This is a genomic window from Metabacillus sediminilitoris (assembly GCF_009720625.1).
Taxonomy (GTDB): Bacteria; Bacillota; Bacilli; order Bacillales; family Bacillaceae; genus Metabacillus; species Metabacillus sediminilitoris.
In genome coordinates, this window is record NZ_CP046266.1 from 1,558,726 (window position 1) to 1,580,788 (window position 22,063).

Here is a 22,063-nt window from a genome sequence, read left to right on the forward strand (position 1 = left end):
AAGGTGATGGAGAAAATGAGAGATATGACGTATTTAGAAGCGATTAGAGAATCAATGAGTCAAGTGATGAGAAAAGATGAAGATGTATTCATTATGGGAGAAGATATTGGTATTTATGGAGGCGCTTTCGGACTTACAAATGGAATGATTGAAGAATTTGGACCAGAACGGGTAAGAAATACTCCTATATCTGAGGCTGCTATTAGCGGTTGTGCAGTTGGTGCAGCAATGACAGGCATGAGGCCCATTTTAGAAATTCAGTTTTCAGATTTCGTGATGATTGCGATGGATAACATCGTCAACCAAGCAGCAAAAATGCGTTATATGTTCGGAGGAAAAGCGAAGGTTCCTGTCGTTGTCAGACTTCCAGGTGGATCAGGTGCTGGATTTGCGGCACAGCATTCACAAAGCTTAGAAGCATGGATGACACATGTGCCTGGCCTAAAAGTCGTCCAACCTTCAAATGCGTATGATGCGAAAGGGTTAATGAAGGCTGCGATTAAAGATGACAATCCCGTTTTGTTTTATGAGCATAAGCTTCTTTACAACATAAAAGGAGAAGTACCAGAGGAGGATTATGAGATTCCATTAGGTGTTGCAGATATCAAAAAGGAAGGAACAGATATCACGATCATCGCAACAGCTATCATGGTCAATCGTGCGCTTGAAGCAGCTGCAGAGCTTGAAAAAGAAGGAATCAGTGTCGAAGTCATTGATCCTCGTACATTAGTACCATTAGACACAGAAACGATTTTCCAATCTGTTAAGAAAACAAGCCGAGTATTAGTTGTTTATGAAGCGGTAAAAAGAGGCGGATACGGGGCAGAAATTGCCAGCATGATTGCCGAAAGCGAAGTATTTGATTATTTAGATGCTCCCATTAAACGCTTAGGTGGAGTCCCTACGCCAATTCCATATAACCCAGAATTAGAAAAAGCCGCTGTTCCACAAGTAAATGACATTATTCAAGAATGCAGAAAGCTAATGAATAAGTAAGGAGGTGTCAAGATGGCAACGGAAGTAGTTATGCCTAAATTAGGTGCAACAATGGAAGAAGGAACAATTGTTTCTTGGTTAGTACAAGTTGGAGAAACGGTCGAAGAAGGAGACCCAATTGCGGAGATTCAAACAGATAAAATTGTGTTAGAAATTGAAGCAGAAACAACGGGTGTCTTACTAAAAACATTATATGATGCAGGAACAGTCGTAAAAGTCCATGAAAATATCGCTTATTTAGGGGAAGAAAATGAACGAGTAGAAGACTTAGAAAAACAGACGCCAACGGCTTCTCTTCAATCTGCGGAAGCACAAAGACCGGGGTTGGCCGAAGAGTCAACGATTCAATCGAGACAACTAGAAACTGGCAGTAAAATCAGAAGAACACCTGCTGCTCGAAAGCTAGCGGAAGACAATCAGCTTGATTTAAGAATGATTACAGGCTCAGGTCCACTTGGAAGGATTCAAAAAATGGATGTGGAGAATTATTTAGCACGACCTCGTCAAAAAATTACCCCGCTGGCGAAGAAGGTGGCGGACGATCAAGGGATTGATATTCACGGAGTGACAGGAACAGGCACACGCGGAAAAATTGTGAAAGATGATATTGTTTCAATCTCTTCCATTAAAACAGATGAAACTCAACAAATTGTTCAAGCTGAAAAACGAGTACCATTTAAAGGCATGCGGAAAGTCATTGCCGATCGGATTTCCAGCAGTGCTTATACTGCACCACATGTCACGCTTTTATCAGAAATCGATATGACGAAATGTGTAGCTCTTCGAAAAGATTTATTACCAGTTATTGAAAAAGAAGAAGGCTTAAGAGTATCTTTCAATGACATATTGATGAAAGCGACAGCCTTTGCCCTAAAGCAACACCCTGGCTTGAATATTTCATTGGAAGGGAACGAAATCGTCTACCATTCGAACATTCATATTGGGATGGCTGTCGCAGTGTCAGATGGTTTAGTTGTACCTGTGCTTAGAGATGTGGATCAAAAAGGACTTGCTGTGATTACAAGAGAAGCAAAAACAATCGGCAAACAAGCCCGCGATGGAAAGCTATCACCTGATGATATGCAGGGCAGCACATTTACCATCAGTAATTTAGGAATGTACGCTGTTGATGGATTTACACCAATTATTAATGCTCCAAATGCAGCAATTTTAGGCGTAGGGCGTATCCAAGAAAAGCCAGTCATTGTCAATGGTGAAGTAGCGGTTCGTTCCATGATGAACGTAAGCTTATCTTTTGATCACCGTATTATTGACGGTGCTCCAGCGGCGGCATTCTTAACTGATTTAAAAGATACATTGGAAAATCCATTCAAATTAATGATATAAGGTGGTAACAGTATGACCTCGTACGATGTGGTAATAGTCGGTGGCGGCCCAGGCGGTTATGTTGCGGCACTTCGAGCTGCCAAAAACGGAAAAAAGACAGCACTTGTTGAAGCAGCTGATTTAGGCGGCACATGCCTGAATAGAGGCTGTATTCCTTCGAAAACGCTATTAAAGCATGCAGAAATTATTGAAGGAATCCAGAAGGCAAAAAATTGGGGAATTAAAACAGAAGGCTTGAGCTTTTCATTAACCGAAATGCTTGCCCGTAAAGACCAAGTCATTGCTACTTTGCAAAGCGGTATTGAACACTTGCTGAACGCTGGAAAAATTGATGTTTATAAAGGCTACGGAACGATCCACGATGATAAAAAAGTCACAATTCAACAAGAAAATGACTCACAACAAATCAGTGGTGAAAAAATAATTATCGCCACAGGCAGCCAACCTGTTGTACCGCCAATTGATGGAATTGAAAATGTGAGCTATCACACAACAGATACGATCTTTAGCATAACAGAGATCCCGAAATCGATTGTCATTGTCGGTGGAGGGGTGATCGGAGTAGAATTTGCGAATATTTTTGCAAGTTTAAATACAGAAGTAACGATTGTCGAGCTTGGTGGAAGAATTATTCCAACCGAGGATGAAGATGCTTCGAAGGAGTTACTGAAAAGCTTAAAGAAAAAGGGCATAAAAGTATTAACGAAACATCAAGTGATATCGATTAATGAAAATGATAGTGGAAAGATTGTCAATGTAACCTCTGAAAAAGGTAAATTTGAATCGTTAACATCCGCTGAAATCCTATTAGCTGTTGGCCGTAAACCGAATCTCTCTGCAGTTTCAGATCTAAATCTTAAATTGAGCGGCAGACATATTGCTGTAAATAATTATTTAGAAACAAGTAAAAAAGATTATTTTGCAGTAGGTGATGTGATTGGTGGGCTGCAATTAGCACATGTTGCCAGTGCTGAAGGCTTAACGGCTGTTGAAAATTTAGATGGGAAAAAAGAAAAGATGAATTACAAAGTAATGCCTCGCTGTATTTATACAAACCCACAAGTGGCTAGTGTCGGAATGAGTGAAGCTGAACTAAAAGATAAAGGAATCAAGTATAAAGTAAATAAATACTCTTTTTCTGGTAATGGAAAAGCTTTAGCAGCAGGTGAAACAGAAGGATTTTCGAAAGTGATGGTAGATGAGAAATATGGGGAAATAGTAGGAGTGGTCATGGTAGGTGCTCATGTAACGGAAATGATTAGTCAATCCTCTGCTTATATGTACTTAGAAGGAACAGTTGATGAACTTGCACAAATGGTGCAGCCACACCCATCTCTTTCTGAAGTTTTAATGGAATCTGCCAATTCACTTATTGAAAAGGGTATTCATTCTTAAAAAGAAGGTGTATGTATGTTTGATTTACAAGGGAAAAAAGCGATTATCACAGGTGGTGCGCAAGGATTAGGCTTTTCAATGGTAGAGGCTTTTCATCAAGCAGGTGTTGAAGTAGCTGTTATCGATATTTCAGATGAAGTATTGAATCTTTCTAATAAATTAGAAGCCAATGATGTGAAAGTTCATGGTATTAAAGGGAATTTATTAGATATAGGGAATTTAAGACAATCTTTTAATGAAGCTTTAGAGAAATTAGGCGGTACAGTTGATATTTTAATAAATAGTGCTGGCTTAATCGAAAGAAAACCTGCGTTAGAGTTTTCGCTTGAAAGCTGGGATCGAATTCTTGGATTAAACGTAACCTCTGTTTTTGAATTATCAAAATTAGCTGCTATAGAAATGAAAAAACAGGAATCAGGAAAAATCATTAATATGGGATCCATTCTATCTGTACTAGGCGGTTTCAATGCAGCTGCTTATTCGACTAGTAAAGGTGCGGTTTTACAATTAACAAAGTCTTTATCAAATGAGTGGGCTGAATTTGGTATTCAGGTCAATGCCATCGCACCAGGTTATATGTTAACGACGATGAATGATGATCTTATGAATGATCCTGTAAGAGGACCGCAAGTAGAAGCTAGAATTCCTGCTAAAAGATGGGGAACGCCTCAAGATGTTGCAGGTGTTGCATTATTCTTAGCTGCTCCTGCTTCTGATTATGTAACAGGTACTTTAATTCCTGTAGATGGCGGTGTATTAGGAAGATAAATTAATAGATTGAAGGAGTGCGAAACGGAGTGAGAAAGAAATTATATATTAATGGTGAATGGACTCAATCTGAACAATATGCAGATTTATTTTCCCCTTATTCCGAAGAGAAAATTGCTGAGATTCCTCAAGCATCTGAAGAACAAGTGGATGCAGCGATCGATGCTGCTTATCATAATCGAGAATCTATGGCAAAGCTGACGGCTTATGAAAAGGCTAAAATACTAGAAAACTTAGTCACTTTATTTAAAGAAAACAGAATAAAGGCTGCGCAAATTATCTCATTGGAATCTGCAAAACCATTAAAATTTTCTTTAGGAGAAGTAGACAGAACGATTGAAACTTATAAGTTCGCAGCAGAAGAAGCAAAACGCATTCATGGTGAAATGATTCCTATGGATGCTGCGCAAAATGGCGGGAACAGACTTGGATATACGTTAAGAGAGCCGATTGGTGTAGTGGCGGCGATTACACCATTTAATTTTCCGATGAATCTAGTTGCTCATAAAGTAGGTCCGGCGATTGCTGCTGGAAATACAATTGTCCTAAAGCCTGCATCGCAAACACCATTATCAGCCTTTTTCCTTGCTGAATTATTGGAAGAAGCAGGCTTACCAAAAGGTGCTTTTAATGTGGTAACAGGCAGTGGACGGTTAGTTGGAGATCGATTAGTAACAAGTGATAAGGTAAGCATGATTACTTTTACTGGAAGTCCTGAAGTAGGACTGGGGATTAGAAATAAAGCGGGTTTTAAGAAAGTGGCATTAGAGCTTGGATCTAATGCTGGTCTTATCATAGATGAGGGAATGGATTTAGACAAGATCATTCCAAAATGTGTAACAGGTGCTTTTTCGAACCAAGGACAAGTCTGTATCTCGCTACAAAGAATTTATGTTCATGAAAATGTGCTTGAGACATTTACGGAAAAGTTTAAAGAGGCAACGGAAAAACTTATATTAGGCGATCCGTTAGATGAACAAACAGATCTTTCAGCCCTGATTTCTAGAAATGACATAGAAAGAGCGAAAGCATGGATTGATGAAGCTATTGAAGAGGGTGGAACGGTCGTAACAGGCGGTGAGATCGTTAAGAATATACTGCTACCAACTGTTATTGTTGATGTAAAATCACATTCTAAAGTATCTTGTCAAGAAGTATTTGCGCCAATCGTTACGATTAATTCGATTGAAAATGTAGAAGAGGGTATTCGTCAAATCAATGATTCAAAATATGGATTACAGGCAGGAATCTTTACAAAGGACATAAACACAGCTCTGAATGCTTCAAAGCAGCTTGAAGTCGGTGGTGTAATGATTAATGATATTCCAACGTATCGTGTCGACCAAATGCCATATGGTGGTGTAAAAGAAAGTGGTAATGCACGCGAAGGACTAAAATATACGATAGAAGAAATGACAGAAATGAAGCTAGTTGTTTGGAATCAAGAACAATTTTAATGTAGTGAGGACTTTATATGAGCGAGTTATTTGGAATAATCGGAAACCCAATCGAGCATTCTTTATCACCTTTGATACAAAATAAAGCCTATCAATCCCATCATATTGATGCTCATTTTCAAGCTTTCCACGTAGAGTATCAAGACTTAGAGACAGCTATTAAAGGAATGAAAACTCTTGGTATAAAGGGATTTATCGTAACAGTTCCTTTTAAAGCAAAAGTGATCCCTTATTTAGATGAAATCGACCAAACTGCTCAAAAAACGAAGGCTGTTAATATTGTTCATATGATAGATGGAAAGTATGTAGGTTACAATTTTGATGGAAAAGCCCATCTAGAAGCATTATTAGAGGATATGGGGATACAAAGTTTATCAAATCAACATATCCTTATTATTGGTGCTGGAGGCGCAGCCCAATCTATTTACTATACGTTGTCACAATTTAAAGATATAAAGATTGATATTGCTAATAGAACGAAAGAAAAAGCTAAAATATTAAAAGATATAGGTGTAAATGTAAAAAACACAAACGTAATATCCCTTGCTGAGGCAGAAAATAAGCATATTCAGTACGATATTATTATCCAAACGACATCTATTGGGATGTGGCCTGAAACGGACAAATCACCGATTAACATAAGCCATTTGAAACCAGGTACTTTCGTTTCGGATATTATATATAATCCTTCAGAAACGAAAATCCTAAAGCAAGCTCATGAAAACGGGGCACGGACTCAAAATGGTAAAAAGATGCTAGCCTTGCAAAATGCACTTGCGATTGAAATGTGGACAGGAAAAAAGGTAGATTATAATGTGATGTTACAAACTCTTAATGAAGCATTGAGTTGATGTATATGAATTTAAAAATCTTATCTAATTTAAGGGAGTCTTCTTTTGAGGACTCCCTCTTTATTTAACATTAAGACCTTTTCATAATACAAATTTACCTTGATTTTAAATTTTACATTTTTTACAATTTTAATTATCAAGTTGAAGGTTTAATAGCATTAAAAAAAATAATACAGGAACGTATTTATTGTAGAGGTTTTGTATCCTTCAACAAGGAGTTCATATAATGGTCGGTAGATTAAAAGTATGTGAAGATTTACAAACTAAAATGAGGTGAAATATGAAAGAAAAAGTAATAGCAACCTTTAATCAACTCGCAAGTGTATATGAACATACTGTAGACACAATGAGTTTATATAATAGTGAATATGAAAGGCCATCAATGTTAAAAGAACTTCCACAGGACTTTACAAATAAACATGTTCTTGATGCTGGTTGTGCTGCTGGATGGTATACTCTCCAGTTGGTAAACAGAGGAGCGAATGTTGTGGCAACTGATATCAGTCCTGAAATGGTTCATTCTACAATAAGGCGTGTTGGAGATATGGCAAAGGTTTTATGTTTGGATTTGGAAAAGAATTTACCCTTTGAAGATCATTCATTCGATTTCATATTAAGCTCACTAACTCTTCATTATATAAAGGATTGGAGTCATATCTTCAGTGAATTTAAAAGAATATTAAAACCAGGGGGTGTCTTATTATTTTCAATACATCATCCTTTTTCAGATCTTAAATTACTCCAAGATCCTCATTATTTTTCAACTGAATTGATACTTGATAAATGGACGAAAGAAGGGAAATTATTTGAAGTTCCATTTTATCGAAGACCACTTAGCGACATTGTGAACAAAACACTACACTATTTTTCCATTGAAGAGATAATTGAACCACAACCAACAAAAACGTTTAAACGGCACGAACCGGAAAAATATGAAAGGCTTATGAAAAGTCCTCAGTTTCTTATTATAAAAGCACGTGTAACATGATCAATTGTTTTTCAAAATATTGCTAGGATAGTGACTGTTACATTTATTTTATTCCAGTTTCGTTGTAATATAAGGATGTAACTAAAAAGTTGATATTATTTGAACTGGAAAATTGTAGCTAGGGTTCCGCTATTTATATAGGACTGTGACCGAGGGCTATCTCTTTTACACATGTAGAAGGCACCTATTGACATAAAAGGTCCGAGGGGAAAGGTTCAGCGTATTTGTCATGCGTTGAAATCTTTCCCTTCGGACTTTTTTATTATTAAAGGAGGTTTTATAGGATGGAAAAAATTGATGAAATAAAAGCAGCGGTTGCGGTCATTATTTTGAATGAAGAAAATAAAGTCCTATTACAAAAAAGAGCTGATGTCAGACGCTGGGGAATTCCATCAGGACATATAGAAATAGGGGAAACAGTCGCTGAAGCAGCAATAAGGGAAGTAAAAGAGGAAACGAATTTAGATATAAGCATTAAAAAGTTAATTGGTGTTTATTCTGACCCTGATTCACAAGTGTTTTCATATCCAAATGGAAAAGTCGTTCATTTTATCACAACTTGTTTCCTTGCAAACATTACAGGTGGTGATCTTAGATGTAATTCCAATGAATCACTTGAAATTAAGTTTTTTGGACAAAAGGACCTGCCGCATGATCTGTTGAACATGCATCCTCGTTGGTTAGAAGATGCACTTGCTGATACAGAATTGGCATTCATTCGATAATTATGAATGAATTTAAGGAAGAAAATGATAAAAAATAAACCGAATTTTTATTAGCATACAATCGATTACGTTAGAAAAATGAGTAAACGGGACAAGGGAAACGAACTTGTCCCATTTCAGTGTTTACTGGCTAATTAATAGCGGAAACTTAATACCCCTGTACAATTCTTACTGCCCATCTGCTCCATTAGGCGTTACCCTGCGAGTATGACCATCTTCAAAATTATTTTCCCTAAGGGCTTTTACTTTGTCATCAAGTAATTTCTTTTGATCTACTTGTGGTGATGGTGTTTGATTATCTTTAGACATGTAAGTACCTCCTTAAATTAAGTGCAACGGTTTTAGTATTTCTCTTTTCGTATATTTTATAAAATGATTATTTTAAGGGCGTTTCAATCTTAGTGAAGGTGATGGAAGATAATGATGGAATGTTTTTGTGAGCAAGCACGTGAATTAAAGGTAGATGGTGATATTGGTGCAGACCCTATTTGGTGTAATCACTGCGGTTGTAACTTTGATTTAGAAGACATACCGATTTCAAATGAGTTAAAAAAGGGGAATTGTAAGAATTGGGTAACGATATATGGTGAATGGATGGATTAGGAGATTGATCTTTCATTCCAAATGGTATTGAAATGGAAGAAGAGCATAATAAACTAGGTGCTAACTTAACAGAAAAAGTAAAGAGAGAACTAAGTGATAAATATATAATAAAATTTTCAACATCAACAATGGTAAAAAGCTATGCAAATCTAAATAATAATCTTAGTTAACTGAATGGTCTATACTAAACGAATTGCTAAGGAAAATCGAAAGGGAAAAGGAGAGAGAAATATGAAAGACTTGGATGAAAAAAAACGAGTTGGCGAAAAAGCAGCAGACTTCGTAGAAGACGGTATGGTCGTAGGGCTTGGCACAGGATCTACTGTGTATTATACAATCATGAAACTTGGACAACGAGTGAAAGAAGGTTTAAACATTCAAGGAATTCCTACCTCTGTTCAAACAGAGGAGTTAGCTAAAAAGGCAGGGATTCCACTGGCAAATTTTAAGGATATTGAGCAAATTGATGTCGCTATTGATGGGGCCGATGAAGTCGATACTAATTTAGACTTGATTAAAGGTGGTGGAGGAGCTCTCTTAAGAGAGAAAATAATTGCCAAAGCAGCGAAAAAATTTATTGTAGTCGCGACCCCTTTCAAGATGGTTGAAAAATTAGGAGCATTTCGGCTTCCGGTCGAAGTTGTTCCGTTTGGAGCAGAATTAACAGAAAAACATATCCGTGAACTCGGAAACGATCCCATTCTTCGTTTATTTGAGGGCAAGCCTTATAAGACTGATAATGGCAACTACATTTTTGACTGTGACATCTCACATACATTGCATACAAAAGAACTTGAAGAAAAGCTTAATATGTTTCCAGGGGTTGTAGAAAATGGCTTGTTTATCAATATGTCCGATATTGTTATCTCATTAGATCAGGAAAAGAATGTTGTTTTAATTGATAGAAATCATAAGTAACAGTTATTTCTGCCCATTTTTTGTAATCTGTGACTGGATGGAGAAAAAATACGGAAAAGACGCAGTGTTGTTAAGAGATACTCTTTCATAAGGCTGACGAAGGGCAAGAAACTGAAGCGGGTTAGAAAAAGGTCCTTCATAAGGTTCATGAAGGACAAATAAACACCAGTTAAACCATTTGAAAATTGAAAGCGTCAGATCCCACTCATATTGCAGGGTCTCATTTTTGTCTAGAATTATCTCTATTCAACAACTTGTCTAAAAGTAGTAGCATATTTCGTGACAATAAAATCAAATAAAAAGCACAATCATAGAATGATTATTGACATAAAAGAATTAATGTATTAAAATTATCTCATATTCAAGATAATTTAATTCGAGATATTTCTTTATTAAGAAAGGAGGTACTGTAATGGAAGAAAAATGTACGAATGAGCCCTATCTGTTGCTTATGCAAACATCCAAAGCCATTCAGGAACAAATGAAGACGGAAATGACCAATCATAAGCTAAGTATTACAGAATTCTCTGTTTTAGAGGTACTTTATCTTAAGGGGAAGCAAACGATTCAGCAGATTGGCAGCAGTATCCTTATTTCTAGTGGTTCAATGACTTATATTATTGATAAATTAGAACAAAGAGATTTAGTAAAACGAACGGCCTGTCCTGATGATAGACGTGTCATACATGTGTTCTTAACTGAAACTGGAATAATTGTAATGGAGAAAATCATTCCTAAACATCGTGATTTGATTGATAACATGTTTAGTGATTTAACAGATCAAGAGTCACATACATTGGTGAAACTTCTGAAAAAAGTAAAGAAAAGAGTAGAATCATAATTTTTTAAGTTTTTATCTCGAATTCGAGATAAAAGATAAAAACGAGGAGGAATAAAGATGTTAAGTATCGGTTTATTACTAATTAGGTTGGTCATTGGTGTGTTATTCATTGGACATGGTGCACAGAAACTATTTGGTTGGTTTGGCGGTTATGGATTAAAAGGCACAGGGAATTGGATGGATTCTCTTGGGTTAAAACCTGGAGTGACAATGGCACTTCTTGCAGGATTAACAGAACTAATCGGGGGAATATTATTTACGTTAGGGCTTCTCACACCACTTGCCGGTATGATGATTGCGGCAACAATGGTAATCGCAATTGTAAAAGTACATCGTCCAAATGGATTATGGTCTACACAAAATGGCTGTGAGTATAATTTGACTTTGCTTGCAGTAGCTATTGGTATTGCATTAATCGGACCTGGACAATATGCGTTGGATGCGTTTTTATTCTAAATTATCTCGAATTCGAGATTGATAAAGCAAGAGGATGGGCAGACTTTATACAGTTGATAAAAGTAAGGTGCTCTGCAAGCAATTTTCTTCCAAATCATATGTTGACAAAAGAAGAATGTAATGAAATTTTTGAGTTGATTAAACTTGCACCTTTAGTATTTAATCTGCAACATACAAATTATTTAACAGTAATTGACCTAGGAACGAAAGAAAAATTAAAGAAGGCAGTAAATGGACAATATAAAGTATCAAGTTCTTCTGTGGTTATCATAGGCGATAAAAATGCTTTTTTGCAGGTACCTGAAATTACGAAGGTTCCAAGGTGCTAACATAGATGAACAAAACGAAGTAGTGATGATGATTACACTAGGAAAAGAAAAATAGAAAGTAGAAAACCAGGAGGATATCGCAAGCCAGTTAGTGAATTTATCTCATATATTTAACAATAAATTAATAGAATCGGAGGGAAAGACAATGAGTAAAAAAACAATGGGAATTCATCATATCACGGCAATCGTAGGTCATCCACAAGAGAATGTTGATTTTTATGCGGGGGTTTTAGGGTTACGTTTAGTGAAAAAAACAGTAAATTTTGATGACCCAGGTACGTATCATCTATATTTTGGCAATGAAGGCGGGAAACCAGGAACAATTATTACATTTTTCCCTTGGGCTGATGCCTATCAAGGGAAAATTGGTGATGGTCAAGTAGGTGTTACATCATATGTTGTTCCTACAGGAGCCATGGGATTTTGGGAGAAAAGACTAGAAAAGTTTACTATTCCTTTTACAAAAATGGAACGCTTTGGCGAGCAGTACTTGGAATTTGATGATCCACATGGACTTCATTTGGAAATTGTTGAAAGAGAACAAGGAGAAGGGAACACTTGGCAATTTGGAGATGTGACACCTGATGTAGCTATAAAAGGATTTGGCGGCGCCACATTATTATCAAAACAACCTGAAAAAACAGCAGAACTGTTAGAAAAAATCATGGGTCTTGAACAAATAGGAAAAGAAGGAGATTTTATCCGCTTCCGTTCTATTAGTGATATAGGAAATATCATTGATTTAAAATTAACTACAATCGGCAGTGGACGTATGGGTGTAGGAACTGTCCACCATATTGCTTGGAGAGCTCAGGATGATCAAGATCAACTAGATTGGAAAAAATATATTGAAGGTTATGGTTATGGTGTCACACCTGTTCAGGATCGCAACTATTTTAATGCGATTTACTTTAGAGAGCATGGGGAAATTCTTTTTGAAATCGCAACTGATCCACCAGGGTTTGCTCATGATGAATCAAATGAAACGATGGGAAAAAATTTGATGCTGCCAAATCAATATGAACCACATCGAGAACAGATTGAACAAGTTGTCCTTCCGTTTGAAGTTAGAGAATTAGATTAACTTTTAGAGGGTACAAAATCTCATTGGTGAATTGGAGGAGAAAGGATGCAAAAAACAGCAGGTATTCACCATATAACTGCAATGGTTAACGATGCCCAAAGAAATATTGATTTCTATACTGGGGTGCTTGGGTTAAGACTTATTAAAAAAACAATAAATTTTGATCGTCCAGAAGTATATCATCTTTATTTTGGAAATGAAAATGGTCATCCGGGAACTGTCATTACATTCTTCCCTTGGGCTAAACAGTTAAAAGGCCGCGTTGGTACAGGTCAAGTTGGTGGAATAAGTTTTATTATTCCGAAAGATTCGATTCAATTTTGGGAGAGTCGCTTGAAAAGATTTAAAGTAAAATTCTTTCAGTCAGCACGTTTTGGAGAAAAGTATTTGAACTTCCAAGATCCAGACGGTATCGAACTAGAACTAGTCGAACGAAAAGAAGGGCCAATCAACCATTGGAGTTTTGGAGAAATTCACTCTGACGTTGCGATTAAAGGGTTTGGTGGTGCGATGTTAATTTCCGCAAAGCCTAATAAAACAGCAAATGTGCTTGAAAATGTTATGGGATTCGAATGCATTGGCCAAGAGGATGGCTTTCTGAGATTTAAATCGGAAGCACAGCTTGGAAATACAATTGATATTAAGCTAACTCCTTCAGTACGAGGACTCATGGGGGCTGGAACAATTCACCATATCGCTTGGAGAGCCAAGGATGAAGAAGATCTCCTAAAATGGAGAAACCTGCTTCAAAGCAAGGAGTATTTTCCAACAGAGATTCGCGATCGAAATTACTTTAAAGCTGTTTATTTCCATGAAGGAGGAGGCATTCTTTTTGAAATAGCGACCGACCCACCTGGTTTTACTGTTGATGAACCAATAGATCAGCTTGGAGAAAAACTCATGTTACCTTTATGGTTCGAGGAAAAACGAAAAGAATTAGAAGAGATCCTACCTCCAATTGAGGTCAGAGTTTTGGAAGGGGATAAATAATGAAACATATTTTTCAAAAAGGGAAGGATTCTGCAAAAACAACTTTATTATTACTACATGGTACTGGTGGAAATGAATTAGATTTATTGCCGCTTGCTGGAAGAATTGACGATGAAGCTTCGATATTAAGTGTACGAGGAAATGTCCTTGAAAATGGCATGCCTCGTTTCTTCCGCCGATTAGCAGAAGGAGTATTTGATGAAGAAGATCTAATCTACCGTACAAAAGAATTGAATCAGTTTCTTGATGAAGCAGCTGAAAAATATGATTTTGACAGAGGAAATATTGTTGCGATTGGCTACTCAAATGGAGCCAATATAGCTGCTAGTTTATTATTTCACTTTCAAAATGCATTAAAGGGTGCGATTCTTCATCATCCGATGGTACCCAGAAAAGGGATTGAGCTTCCTGATTTGTCAGGTAAGTCCGTGTTTATAGCTGCTGGGACAAATGATCCGATTTGTTCACCGAGGGAATCGACTGAACTCCAAACCTTATTGGAAAAAGCGAATGCAAATGTTGAACTTCATTGGGAAAACAAAGGACATCAATTGACTAATAATGAAGTTGAGGCTGCGGCACTCTGGTATCGTAAGCTCTTTTAATTTTAGTTATATTATAAATTCGCTTGAGGTTTAGTAGGTAATATCAATAGTATTTGCAGTAGGAATAAAATTCGAAATAAATTAAATACTAGTTAACGAATGGGTTTTTTATCCAAATTACTCGAGGAGTCCTCATTAAAGGAGAAAAAATAATGACAAATGTAAAATTAGCTATTATTTATTACAGTTCAGGCGGTACTAATTATCAACTAGCACAATGGGCTGAAGAGGGAGCAAGAGAAGCAGGTGCTGACGTAAAAGTAATAAAAGTTCCAGAAACAGCTCCACAGGAAGCGATTGAATCAAATCCAGTATGGAAAGAACATTCAATAGAAGCAGCATGTATTCCAGAAGTAACTCTTGGAGATTTAGAATGGGCCGATGCGATCATTTTTAGTGTACCAACAAGATTTGGAAATATGCCTTCACAATTGAAATCATTCTTAGATACAACAGGTGGTCTATGGTTTAACGGAAAGCTTGTAAATAAAGTAGTAAGTGCAATGACTTCTGCTCAAAACCCACATGGCGGGCAAGAGGCAACACTTTTATCACTTTATACTACAATGTATCATTGGGGAGCCATTGTAGCTACTCCGGGTTATACAGATCCAGTAACATTTGGAGCTGGTGGAAATCCGTATGGAACAAGTGTTACTGTTGATCAGAATGGAAAAATGATTGAAGATGTAAAAGCAGCAGTTAAACATCAAGCAAAACGTACAGTGACAGTTGCTGAGTGGGTGAAAAAAGCAAATCAGTAATATATTAGAGGCTGTCTTAAATAAAGGGTCTGACCCTTTATTTTGAACTGTGCCCCACATTACGGACAGTTTAAAAAAAGTGCCTATGCTGCTAATAAGTAACCCCGGTATTGTGCCGGGGTCATTTTCATTAAGCCCCATTGATAACGGTAGTTGTTATAATCCTCTATTACTCTATCGATTTCTATTTTCACTTCAGATATACTTTCACACGTTTTAAACTCAGCCAAATCCTTGAAGTGGCCAAAGAATCCTTCCATTGGGGCATTGTCCCAACAATTCCCCTTGCGGGACATGGATTGTGTTAGTCCTAATTTCTTTACTTTCATCTGGAATTCAGGATGAGTATAGTGAAACCCTTGATCTGAATGTAAGATTGCTTCCGGATGGAAGTAGCCATTTACTGCTTTTTCTAACTTTATCAGTGTCTTATGTACAATATCCATTTTCAAGGAAGTCGATAAATAATAAGCTAGGATTTCTTTCGTTGTTCCATCTTTAACGCAAGATAAATAAGCCTTCTGTCCATTACCATAATAAATATAGGTAATATCCGTAAGTAACACTTTCCCTGGCTCTTCCTGGCTAAATTCACGATTAAGGATATTGGGGCAGGTACGATGTTCCTGAGTCGCCCTTGTTATTTTTCGATAAGGATTTGTCCTTCTAATCTTGGCTACTAGATTATATTTAGCCATCAACCGTCTAATCTTCTTGTGGTTCATCACAGCTAAATAATCATTCTCCAAGAACATTTTGATTTGAAGGGCTCCAACCTTCTCCTTTTTACTTATAAAGATATGCCTAATTAGTTCTATATCTAATTCGTCCTTCTCTTCTCGAAGTTCCCGTGATAAGGCAGACTTTAGCCAGTCATAATAGCCACTACGACTTACACCTGCTAATTTGCATAGGTAGGTAACAGAACCCTTCAACTGGTGTTCCCTAATTGTCTTCTCAATCAAATAAAACGTTTCAGCCTTTGTTAATATCTTTTCTTCTTCAACGCCTGCCTTTCTAATTCTTCTAGCTTTTTTAAAAAATCATTCTCAGCCTCTAGGAATTTAATCCGAGCTTCTGCCTTCTTAAGTTGTTCCTCTACAGAAAGGGATTTTGAGGATGGTCTCCCTGTACTTCCCTTACCACGACGTTCCGTAAGGAACCCTTCCTCACCAAAACGATCATAGGTTTCCCTCCATCTTTGGAGACAACGTTTAGGTTGCTTTTTGCCAATAATCTCTAATTCAAATCCATTTTCAATAAAGATCTGAGAAGGTAACTTCCCTTGTTTATATTCCTGTACTGCTTTTATCTTAAAATCAGGACTGTAGGTGATTGTCCGTTCTGAAACACTTACTATATTTGGATTTTTTTCTAATTCCTTAATTTGAAAATCTGTATATAAATTCCTCATTAAGATAATCCCCCGTTCATATTCATTAAGTTTATTATAAACGGGATTTTTTTGAGAGGTACAAAAAACCCCGAATATGGGGCACCTTTTATAGTGGTGTCCGTTATTCGGGGTATAGTTCATTTAAGACAGCCTCTCTTTTTAAATACACCAATGCATTCATTAAAAAAAGGGAATTAATTCACAGTACAAATTGAAATACAAGGAGACTCAAGGTAAGTTATTTGACGTAACCGGTTTTAGTAAAGTATTGGTACACATATATGATGTAAAACAATTTATATTAGTGAGCTTGTGGTTATGATAGGGTACAGATTTCCCTCAAGAGCAAAAGAAACTCTACCTGATTCTTCAGAAACAACAAGAACAAGTGCATCACTTTTTTCTGTTAAGCCTAATGCAGCTCGGTGACGAGTACCAAGTTTTTTTTCACGTATGACTCTACTGGTTAAAGGTAAAACATTTGCTGCAGAAAATACTTGATTATTACGTACTAGTACTGCTCCGTCATGGAGAGGATTTCCAGGGAAAAAAATTGATTCTAATATGGAAGATGTTAAAGTAGCTCCTATAGGAGTTCCAGGTTTGATTAAATCATCCAGTGAATTTTTACGTTCTATTGCAATTAATGCACCATGTCTTTGATGTGAAAGATGTTGAATACAAGCTGATAATTCTAAATATTTGTCCGTATAAGGGGATAAATAACAATTTAAATAAAAAGATGCTGCAATAGTTTCAATTTGCTCAAGATTTTCTTTAATGTCTTCAAGTTTTCCTAAAAGACAGTAGTTTTCATTTTGTAAAGAGTCTAATCCCTTGTTAATTTCGAGAGAAACTTTTCTAAGACCATCTGTTATTTGCTGTTTTAGTGGTGAAAAGTCACAATCAATTTGATTCATTAAATACACCCCATTTCATAAAAACTATCAGGGTGATATTTTCTCTATCACCCTAATAGATGTTTTAAATTTATTTCACTTTAAATTCTTCTAAAACTAATTCTTCTGTCTGAGGCATGGTCAATCCTAAATGCCAACACCCCATTCCAGCTAAATTATATTCCTTAATAAGTCGGAATTTCTTTAAGAGACTTCGGGGATCTTCAAACCATACTTCATGTAATGTTCCTTGTTTATCGACATAGCGAAACCAAGGAGCAGCAGCATTTTGATCGTAATGAATTTGGCTTTCATAACCTACATACAAATCAATTGCATGTTGAGTCGAATATGCCTTACCAGTTTTGTTTTCTCCGGATATCGTCCAATCATAGGCATATTGCGGGATACCGAGCATTAGTTTTGACCTTGGTACTGCTGTAATTGCATAATTTATTGTTTCTTCGACTTTATTAATAGGAGCGATCGGACCAGATGGTCCACCAGGCCAATGCCAATCATACGTCATTAAAAACATCTTATCCAAGTATTTGCCAAGAGTCTTGTAATCGTATGCTGTTGAGTGAGATGGAATTTTATCTCCCTGTTTAGGAGGGACTGCCATTAATACTTCCATTCCTACATGATGTAGTTTTGCTGATAATTCTTTAATAAATTGATTTAAATTGGAACGATCTTTAAGTCTTACTTGCTCAAAATCAATCACTACTCCTTTATAATCATGCGTATGTAATAAGGAATATATATTATTAATGAAATTTTTCCTTTTCCAAGGGTTACTTATTAAATGATGGGTTAAATCAGGATCAAATCCTTTTTCACTTAAGTTCGAAAGTGTAGCGTAAGGAGCTAATTCCTGTTTCCATGCAAGTTTATGTGCTTCATTTTCAGCTACCTCAATAATATTTCCTGCATAATCAGAGCGGTATTCAAAAATAAATAAGCTTGATAGGGTGCTGCTATAGTTATTTATTAACCAAGCATTTGCATTTTTGTCTTTTGGAACAAAATAAGTACCTGTCCAAATGTTTTTTTGTTTAGAATGAGGAATTTTTAGCAGTTGTCCAGGGACAAGTACTTTACTTTTTAGTTGATTATGAAGTATTAACTGTTCTTCACTAACTGAATGGCGGTATGCAATTTCCCATAAACTTTCACCTGGTTGAACATAATAATTTGAACCCTGAAGGAGAAGGGCTTGGCCAAATACAAGTTGAGCATTTTTAGCTAAACCATTTAACTTAGCTATTTCAATAGGATTGACATTATATTGTTTAGACATTTTATCTAAACTATCACCCGATCTAACTTCATGAATTACTTGTGCTTGAGCAAAAATTGGCACATTAAATAAATATGTAATTAATACTAGGACGATTATGATCTTATTTTTCATGGATGGTTCCTCCTATTTATTTTTACAGAGGATAGTATTCTCTGGTAGCTATAAAATAAAATTAAATATTTGTTGGTGAAATTACCATTTATTTCTATTTTATGTGTGGACAAAGTATACATTAATATAAGTATTTTTAGTGGAAATAAGGGTATTTTATTAACAGTGATTTTACCCTTACTACAAATCGAGCCTCAGATCTCGGAAAAAATAAAACAATAAATTTGATAAATACAAGTTAATTGACAATAAGTTTTAATTAATTTAAAATTATGCTTAATTCGAGATTTATTAATTAAAGACATATGAATTCAAGACTATAAATTGGAGGAATACTTGTAATGAAAAATGCGTTGAAAACAGATTTTTACACGGCACTAAAAGAAAGACGTTCCATTTACGGAATCAATAAGGATGTACAAGTATCTGATGAAAGAATTAAAGAAATTATAGAATTTGCTGTGAAATATACTCCTTCAGCGTTCAATTCACAAACTGCACGTCTTGTCGTTTTATCAGGCGAAGCTCATAATAAATTATGGGACATTACAACTGAAACATTAAGAAAAGTAGTTGGTGATGGAGATTTTTCAGGAACACAACAAAAAATGGATTCCTTCAAAGCAGGATATGGAACAGTTTTATTCTTTGAAGATGAAGTGGTAGTTAAATCACTTCAAGAACAATTTGCCGCATATGCTGAAAACTTCCCAATCTGGTCAAACCAAGCATCAGGAATGCACCAACTTGTTGTATGGACAGCATTGGAAGCAGAGGGATTAGGTGCAACTTTACAACACTATAATCCGCTAATCGATGATGAGGTGAAAAAAGAGTGGAATATCCCTGAAAATTGGAAACTAATTGCGCAAATGCCATTTGGTAATCCAATAGCTTCACCAGGTGAAAAAGAATTCCAACCGGTTGAAGATCGTGTGAAATTTTACAAGTAATCGAAAGCTTTATAATGATAATTAACCAGTTTCCTTAATTGAAACTGGTTTTTTTAACAATCAGATATATAAGCAGGCGAATGGTATAAATTTATACATAACAGCTAAATACATAGAAAGTATTGAGTGTTTTTTAGACTTTTGAGTGAAAGAAAAGAAGCTCATTCTGACTTAAAAAAGCTTGGTATCAAAAGAGCGCTCGTTATCTCTACACCAGAGCAAGAAGAGCTTGCGATTAAAATCTCAAGTTATCTCGGTGATTTATGTGCAGGTATTCATGCAAAAGCAGTTTAGCATGTACCAATGGAGATCGTTGAAAAATCAGTGGAAATGGTAAAAGAGCAGCAGATCGATAGTCTTGTTCCATTTGGAGGAGGATCCTCGATCGGTTTAGCCAAAGTTATTCCTTTAAATAAACACTTCTCTACAAATTATCGCTTTTCCTGCCACATACGCAGGTTCGGAAATGACGCCAATTTGGGGAATAATAGAAAATGGAATGAAGAAAACAGGTAAAGATGTAGTCGTTAAGCCTAAGTCGGTCATCTCATTGTGTAGAAGGACTGTACGCAGAAAACACTAATCCGATTATTTATCTTCTAGTTGAAAAAGGAATTCGTGCCCTTCATTCAAGTTTACCTTCAATTCTATTATGACCAAAATGATACAGAGGCTCGCTCCAAGGCGCTTTACGGGTGTTGGCTAGCCGGTACGGTCTTAAGGTCTGTTGGTATGTCCCTGCACCATAAGCTATGTCACGTTTTAGGGGGAAGTTATAACCTGCCGCATGCAGACAGCCACTCTGTCATTTTACTTTATGCACTTTGGTACAATGCTGCTTATGCACCGGACGGGTCAAAGCAATAGCAAGGTCACTTGGAACGGAAAAGGATGCCGTAGCTGAAACTCTTTTTGATTTGCATACATCCTTAGGTGCTCCGACATCATTAGCTGAAATAGGAATGAAGGAGAAAGATTTAGATCAGGCAGCTAATCTATCAATTCTTATTACAATCCTCGTCCTATTGATCAACAATCAATTCGACAATTACTTGAGTATGCTTTTAAAGGCAAGCGCCCTGAAAAAGGAATCGAGATTTAGTCAGAAAATATGGAGGAGTTTTTAAAATGGCATACGTAACTGTTTTAGGTTATGGAACATTTGAAGTAGAAAACGGGAAAAAGTTAGTATTAGCACTAGAAGATAACGGTGTAAATATCCTCCATCGTTGTGGAGGAAAAGCAAGATGTACGACATGTCGAGTAGAAGTATTAGCTGGTGATTTTTGTGATTTAACAAATATAGAAAAAAATGCATTTATGGAAAAAGGAATAGATGATCATTTGCGATTATCTTGTCAAATTCGTGTGAATGGGAACACAACAATACGTCCGATTATGACTGTAGAAAGCTCTAATTTAGATGTAGGACCCAGACCAGTTGATTAAAAATGTTTATTGTTTTATAAGACATGAATTCATTCAACCATTAATAATAGAAGATAATCTAAAGGCTTCATTTCAAATTAGTTTAATATTGTTTATTCTTCTTATTCAACAGTTGCTTTAGTTGATTAAAGTGTTTTCAAGCCGATACTTTCATATTAAATCGGCTTTTTTTATTTATCAAAACGTAAAATGTCATAACATAAAAAGTTATAACACTTTTCCTTGTTGAACTAACATGTGAGGTTTACGTGTTAATCAATAAAGATATTTTTTTAATGGATAATATCTGATTGATTAGGTCATTGTATTAATATTCAATTATTAATTGTTATGGAAGGATGTTTTTATGGAGAAAAGGCTGCTAAATCTGCTTACTGCTTTGTGTATTGCTTCATTTCCGTTTTTATTCAAAGGCACAAAAATGAGAGAGAATCTTGTTGTTTTTTTCTCAAAGGGAGTTATCGCAACGCTTATTGATGCTTATGTTGTCGGAACTAAAAAAATTGAATATCCGGTTCGTCCTTTTCCAAAAATTTTCAAAACTAACATCATTTATGACATGTTGTTTTTCCCGATTTTAAGTGTGATCTGGGTTAAACTTTCATATAATGATAATTTAAGTAAGATCTTATTGAAAAGTTTGATATTCAGTGTTCCCATGAGTATCGGTCAATGGTATTTTGAAAAGAATTCTGGATTATTCAAATGGAAAAAATGGACACCTTTCCATACTTTTGGATGTGTAAACTTTACTTTGTTTATAATTAGAGGTTTAGTTGGTTTATTAAAAAAATTAGATAAAATTAAGGGTAATCAACATATAACCAATTAA

26 protein-coding genes and 1 pseudogene are annotated in these 22,063 nt (G+C 36.0%); 23 read left to right on the forward strand and 4 right to left on the reverse strand.

Going from position 1 to position 22,063, the window contains the following annotated elements; all coding sequences use genetic code 11:
- Window positions 1-15: 15 nt before the first annotated feature.
- The 8 genes from GMB29_RS07580 to GMB29_RS07615 all read left to right on the forward strand — a co-directional run bounded on the left by GMB29_RS07580 (window position 16) and on the right by GMB29_RS07615 (window position 8,527).
- Window positions 16-996 carry an alpha-ketoacid dehydrogenase subunit beta gene (locus GMB29_RS07580; RefSeq protein ID WP_136357685.1) on the forward strand — a complete coding sequence of 327 codons (981 nt, stop codon included), beginning with the start codon at window positions 16-18 and terminating at the stop codon, window positions 994-996.
- A 12-nt stretch (window positions 997-1,008) separates the two neighbouring features.
- On the forward strand, window positions 1,009-2,343 hold the full coding sequence (locus GMB29_RS07585; RefSeq protein ID WP_136357687.1) for a dihydrolipoamide acetyltransferase family protein: 1,335 nt from the start codon (window positions 1,009-1,011) through the stop codon (window positions 2,341-2,343).
- 12 nt (window positions 2,344-2,355) lie between these two features.
- On the forward strand, window positions 2,356-3,738 hold the full coding sequence (lpdA, locus tag GMB29_RS07590) for a dihydrolipoyl dehydrogenase (protein WP_136357689.1): 1,383 nt from the start codon (window positions 2,356-2,358) through the stop codon (window positions 3,736-3,738).
- A 15-nt stretch (window positions 3,739-3,753) separates the two neighbouring features.
- Window positions 3,754-4,506, forward strand: a complete 753-nt coding sequence (locus GMB29_RS07595; protein ID WP_136357691.1) for an SDR family NAD(P)-dependent oxidoreductase — start codon at window positions 3,754-3,756, stop codon at window positions 4,504-4,506.
- A 29-nt stretch (window positions 4,507-4,535) separates the two neighbouring features.
- Window positions 4,536-5,963 carry an aldehyde dehydrogenase family protein gene (locus tag GMB29_RS07600; RefSeq protein WP_136357693.1) on the forward strand — a complete coding sequence of 476 codons (1,428 nt, stop codon included), beginning with the start codon at window positions 4,536-4,538 and terminating at the stop codon, window positions 5,961-5,963.
- A gap of 17 nt (window positions 5,964-5,980) precedes the next feature.
- Window positions 5,981-6,814: a shikimate dehydrogenase gene (aroE, locus tag GMB29_RS07605; protein ID WP_136357695.1), complete on the forward strand. Its 834-nt coding sequence runs from the start codon at window positions 5,981-5,983 to the stop codon at window positions 6,812-6,814.
- A gap of 280 nt (window positions 6,815-7,094) precedes the next feature.
- Window positions 7,095-7,802: a class I SAM-dependent methyltransferase gene (locus GMB29_RS07610; RefSeq protein WP_136357697.1), complete on the forward strand. Its 708-nt coding sequence runs from the start codon at window positions 7,095-7,097 to the stop codon at window positions 7,800-7,802.
- Window positions 7,803-8,086: 284 nt separating this feature from the next.
- Window positions 8,087-8,527 carry an NUDIX domain-containing protein gene (locus GMB29_RS07615; protein WP_136357699.1) on the forward strand — a complete coding sequence of 147 codons (441 nt, stop codon included), beginning with the start codon at window positions 8,087-8,089 and terminating at the stop codon, window positions 8,525-8,527.
- A 168-nt stretch (window positions 8,528-8,695) separates the two neighbouring features.
- On the opposite strand, the gene GMB29_RS26930 is transcribed toward GMB29_RS07615, so the two are convergent.
- Complete coding sequence (locus tag GMB29_RS26930; protein ID WP_168733951.1) at window positions 8,696-8,836, reverse strand: hypothetical protein; 141 nt, start codon at window positions 8,834-8,836, stop codon at window positions 8,696-8,698.
- A 111-nt stretch (window positions 8,837-8,947) separates the two neighbouring features.
- Here GMB29_RS26930 and GMB29_RS27260 point away from each other — a divergent pair, with 111 nt between their 5' ends.
- The 9 genes and pseudogenes from GMB29_RS27260 to wrbA all read left to right on the forward strand — a co-directional run bounded on the left by GMB29_RS27260 (window position 8,948) and on the right by wrbA (window position 15,117).
- Complete coding sequence (locus GMB29_RS27260) at window positions 8,948-9,130, forward strand: hypothetical protein (RefSeq protein WP_227551577.1); 183 nt, start codon at window positions 8,948-8,950, stop codon at window positions 9,128-9,130.
- 240 nt (window positions 9,131-9,370) lie between these two features.
- A complete protein-coding gene (gene rpiA, locus GMB29_RS07625; RefSeq protein ID WP_136357726.1) occupies window positions 9,371-10,048 on the forward strand; it encodes a ribose-5-phosphate isomerase RpiA in 678 nt (225 codons plus the stop codon).
- A gap of 412 nt (window positions 10,049-10,460) precedes the next feature.
- Complete coding sequence (locus GMB29_RS07630; protein ID WP_136357701.1) at window positions 10,461-10,889, forward strand: MarR family winged helix-turn-helix transcriptional regulator; 429 nt, start codon at window positions 10,461-10,463, stop codon at window positions 10,887-10,889.
- A gap of 57 nt (window positions 10,890-10,946) precedes the next feature.
- Window positions 10,947-11,345, forward strand: coding sequence for a DoxX family protein (locus tag GMB29_RS07635; protein ID WP_136357703.1), 399 nt, complete (start codon window positions 10,947-10,949; stop codon window positions 11,343-11,345).
- A 17-nt stretch (window positions 11,346-11,362) separates the two neighbouring features.
- A pseudogene (locus tag GMB29_RS07640) lies at window positions 11,363-11,788 on the forward strand (hypothetical protein).
- A 31-nt stretch (window positions 11,789-11,819) separates the two neighbouring features.
- Window positions 11,820-12,758, forward strand: coding sequence for a ring-cleaving dioxygenase (locus tag GMB29_RS07645; RefSeq protein ID WP_136357705.1), 939 nt, complete (start codon window positions 11,820-11,822; stop codon window positions 12,756-12,758).
- 45 nt (window positions 12,759-12,803) lie between these two features.
- Window positions 12,804-13,748 carry a ring-cleaving dioxygenase gene (locus tag GMB29_RS07650; protein ID WP_136357707.1) on the forward strand — a complete coding sequence of 315 codons (945 nt, stop codon included), beginning with the start codon at window positions 12,804-12,806 and terminating at the stop codon, window positions 13,746-13,748.
- A complete protein-coding gene (locus tag GMB29_RS07655) occupies window positions 13,748-14,353 on the forward strand; it encodes an alpha/beta hydrolase (protein ID WP_136357709.1) in 606 nt (201 codons plus the stop codon). Before GMB29_RS07650 ends, GMB29_RS07655 begins: the two co-directional genes overlap by 1 nt.
- 152 nt (window positions 14,354-14,505) lie before the next feature.
- Window positions 14,506-15,117 carry an NAD(P)H:quinone oxidoreductase gene (gene wrbA / locus GMB29_RS07660; RefSeq protein ID WP_136357711.1) on the forward strand — a complete coding sequence of 204 codons (612 nt, stop codon included), beginning with the start codon at window positions 14,506-14,508 and terminating at the stop codon, window positions 15,115-15,117.
- Window positions 15,118-15,200: 83 nt separating this feature from the next.
- Here the strand turns inward: wrbA and GMB29_RS07665 are convergent.
- The 3 genes from GMB29_RS07665 to GMB29_RS07675 form a co-directional block, all read right to left on the reverse strand.
- Window positions 15,201-16,531 (reverse strand): IS3 family transposase gene (locus GMB29_RS07665; protein WP_155443851.1). Its coding sequence is split into 2 segments (ribosomal slippage): window positions 15,201-16,162 and window positions 16,162-16,531, totalling 1,332 coding nucleotides; the frame shifts between segments, so codons are not numbered across the junction.
- Between the two features lie 278 nt (window positions 16,532-16,809).
- Window positions 16,810-17,433 (reverse strand): sporulation-specific diadenylate cyclase CdaS, encoded by a 624-nt coding sequence (gene cdaS / locus GMB29_RS07670; RefSeq protein WP_136351848.1) that lies wholly within the window; start codon window positions 17,431-17,433, stop codon window positions 16,810-16,812.
- Between the two features lie 70 nt (window positions 17,434-17,503).
- The gene (locus tag GMB29_RS07675; RefSeq protein WP_136351847.1) at window positions 17,504-18,829 is read right to left on the reverse strand and encodes a glycoside hydrolase family 18 protein; all 1,326 of its coding nucleotides are present in this window, start codon (window positions 18,827-18,829) and stop codon (window positions 17,504-17,506) included.
- A 353-nt stretch (window positions 18,830-19,182) separates the two neighbouring features.
- On the opposite strand from GMB29_RS07675, the gene GMB29_RS07680 reads away from it, so the two are divergent.
- From GMB29_RS07680 to GMB29_RS07695, 6 genes are all read left to right on the forward strand, one after another.
- Window positions 19,183-19,782 carry a nitroreductase family protein gene (locus tag GMB29_RS07680; protein WP_136351875.1) on the forward strand — a complete coding sequence of 200 codons (600 nt, stop codon included), beginning with the start codon at window positions 19,183-19,185 and terminating at the stop codon, window positions 19,780-19,782.
- A 141-nt stretch (window positions 19,783-19,923) separates the two neighbouring features.
- Window positions 19,924-20,076 (forward strand): maleylacetate reductase, encoded by a 153-nt coding sequence (locus GMB29_RS26935; RefSeq protein WP_168733769.1) that lies wholly within the window; start codon window positions 19,924-19,926, stop codon window positions 20,074-20,076.
- A 9-nt stretch (window positions 20,077-20,085) separates the two neighbouring features.
- A complete protein-coding gene (locus tag GMB29_RS26940) occupies window positions 20,086-20,298 on the forward strand; it encodes a maleylacetate reductase (RefSeq protein ID WP_168733768.1) in 213 nt (70 codons plus the stop codon).
- Window positions 20,299-20,400: 102 nt separating this feature from the next.
- Window positions 20,401-20,649 (forward strand): iron-containing alcohol dehydrogenase, encoded by a 249-nt coding sequence (locus tag GMB29_RS27265; RefSeq protein ID WP_227551580.1) that lies wholly within the window; start codon window positions 20,401-20,403, stop codon window positions 20,647-20,649.
- 261 nt (window positions 20,650-20,910) lie between these two features.
- Window positions 20,911-21,231, forward strand: a complete 321-nt coding sequence (locus GMB29_RS07690) for a 2Fe-2S iron-sulfur cluster-binding protein (protein ID WP_136351846.1) — start codon at window positions 20,911-20,913, stop codon at window positions 21,229-21,231.
- Between the two features lie 346 nt (window positions 21,232-21,577).
- Window positions 21,578-22,063 carry a CBO0543 family protein gene (locus GMB29_RS07695; protein ID WP_136351845.1) on the forward strand — a complete coding sequence of 162 codons (486 nt, stop codon included), beginning with the start codon at window positions 21,578-21,580 and terminating at the stop codon, window positions 22,061-22,063.

Coding starts and splice junctions, on each gene's coding strand:
- cdaS (WP_136351848.1), bottom strand. CDS start 17,433: ATGAATCAAATTGATTGTGACTTTTCACCACTAAAACAGCAAATAACA.
- GMB29_RS07695 (WP_136351845.1), top strand. CDS start 21,578: ATGGAGAAAAGGCTGCTAAATCTGCTTACTGCTTTGTGTATTGCTTCA.
- GMB29_RS07580 (WP_136357685.1), top strand. CDS start 16: ATGAGAGATATGACGTATTTAGAAGCGATTAGAGAATCAATGAGTCAA.
- GMB29_RS07595 (WP_136357691.1), top strand. CDS start 3,754: ATGTTTGATTTACAAGGGAAAAAAGCGATTATCACAGGTGGTGCGCAA.
- GMB29_RS07630 (WP_136357701.1), top strand. CDS start 10,461: ATGGAAGAAAAATGTACGAATGAGCCCTATCTGTTGCTTATGCAAACA.
- GMB29_RS26930 (WP_168733951.1), bottom strand. CDS start 8,836: ATGTCTAAAGATAATCAAACACCATCACCACAAGTAGATCAAAAGAAA.
- GMB29_RS07635 (WP_136357703.1), top strand. CDS start 10,947: ATGTTAAGTATCGGTTTATTACTAATTAGGTTGGTCATTGGTGTGTTA.
- GMB29_RS07675 (WP_136351847.1), bottom strand. CDS start 18,829: ATGAAAAATAAGATCATAATCGTCCTAGTATTAATTACATATTTATTT.
- lpdA (WP_136357689.1), top strand. CDS start 2,356: ATGACCTCGTACGATGTGGTAATAGTCGGTGGCGGCCCAGGCGGTTAT.
- GMB29_RS07655 (WP_136357709.1), top strand. CDS start 13,748: ATGAAACATATTTTTCAAAAAGGGAAGGATTCTGCAAAAACAACTTTA.
- wrbA (WP_136357711.1), top strand. CDS start 14,506: ATGACAAATGTAAAATTAGCTATTATTTATTACAGTTCAGGCGGTACT.
- GMB29_RS07650 (WP_136357707.1), top strand. CDS start 12,804: ATGCAAAAAACAGCAGGTATTCACCATATAACTGCAATGGTTAACGAT.
- GMB29_RS27260 (WP_227551577.1), top strand. CDS start 8,948: ATGATGGAATGTTTTTGTGAGCAAGCACGTGAATTAAAGGTAGATGGT.
- GMB29_RS07645 (WP_136357705.1), top strand. CDS start 11,820: ATGAGTAAAAAAACAATGGGAATTCATCATATCACGGCAATCGTAGGT.
- GMB29_RS07585 (WP_136357687.1), top strand. CDS start 1,009: ATGGCAACGGAAGTAGTTATGCCTAAATTAGGTGCAACAATGGAAGAA.
- GMB29_RS07690 (WP_136351846.1), top strand. CDS start 20,911: ATGGCATACGTAACTGTTTTAGGTTATGGAACATTTGAAGTAGAAAAC.
- GMB29_RS26940 (WP_168733768.1), top strand. CDS start 20,086: ATGGAGATCGTTGAAAAATCAGTGGAAATGGTAAAAGAGCAGCAGATC.
- GMB29_RS07615 (WP_136357699.1), top strand. CDS start 8,087: ATGGAAAAAATTGATGAAATAAAAGCAGCGGTTGCGGTCATTATTTTG.
- GMB29_RS07610 (WP_136357697.1), top strand. CDS start 7,095: ATGAAAGAAAAAGTAATAGCAACCTTTAATCAACTCGCAAGTGTATAT.
- aroE (WP_136357695.1), top strand. CDS start 5,981: ATGAGCGAGTTATTTGGAATAATCGGAAACCCAATCGAGCATTCTTTA.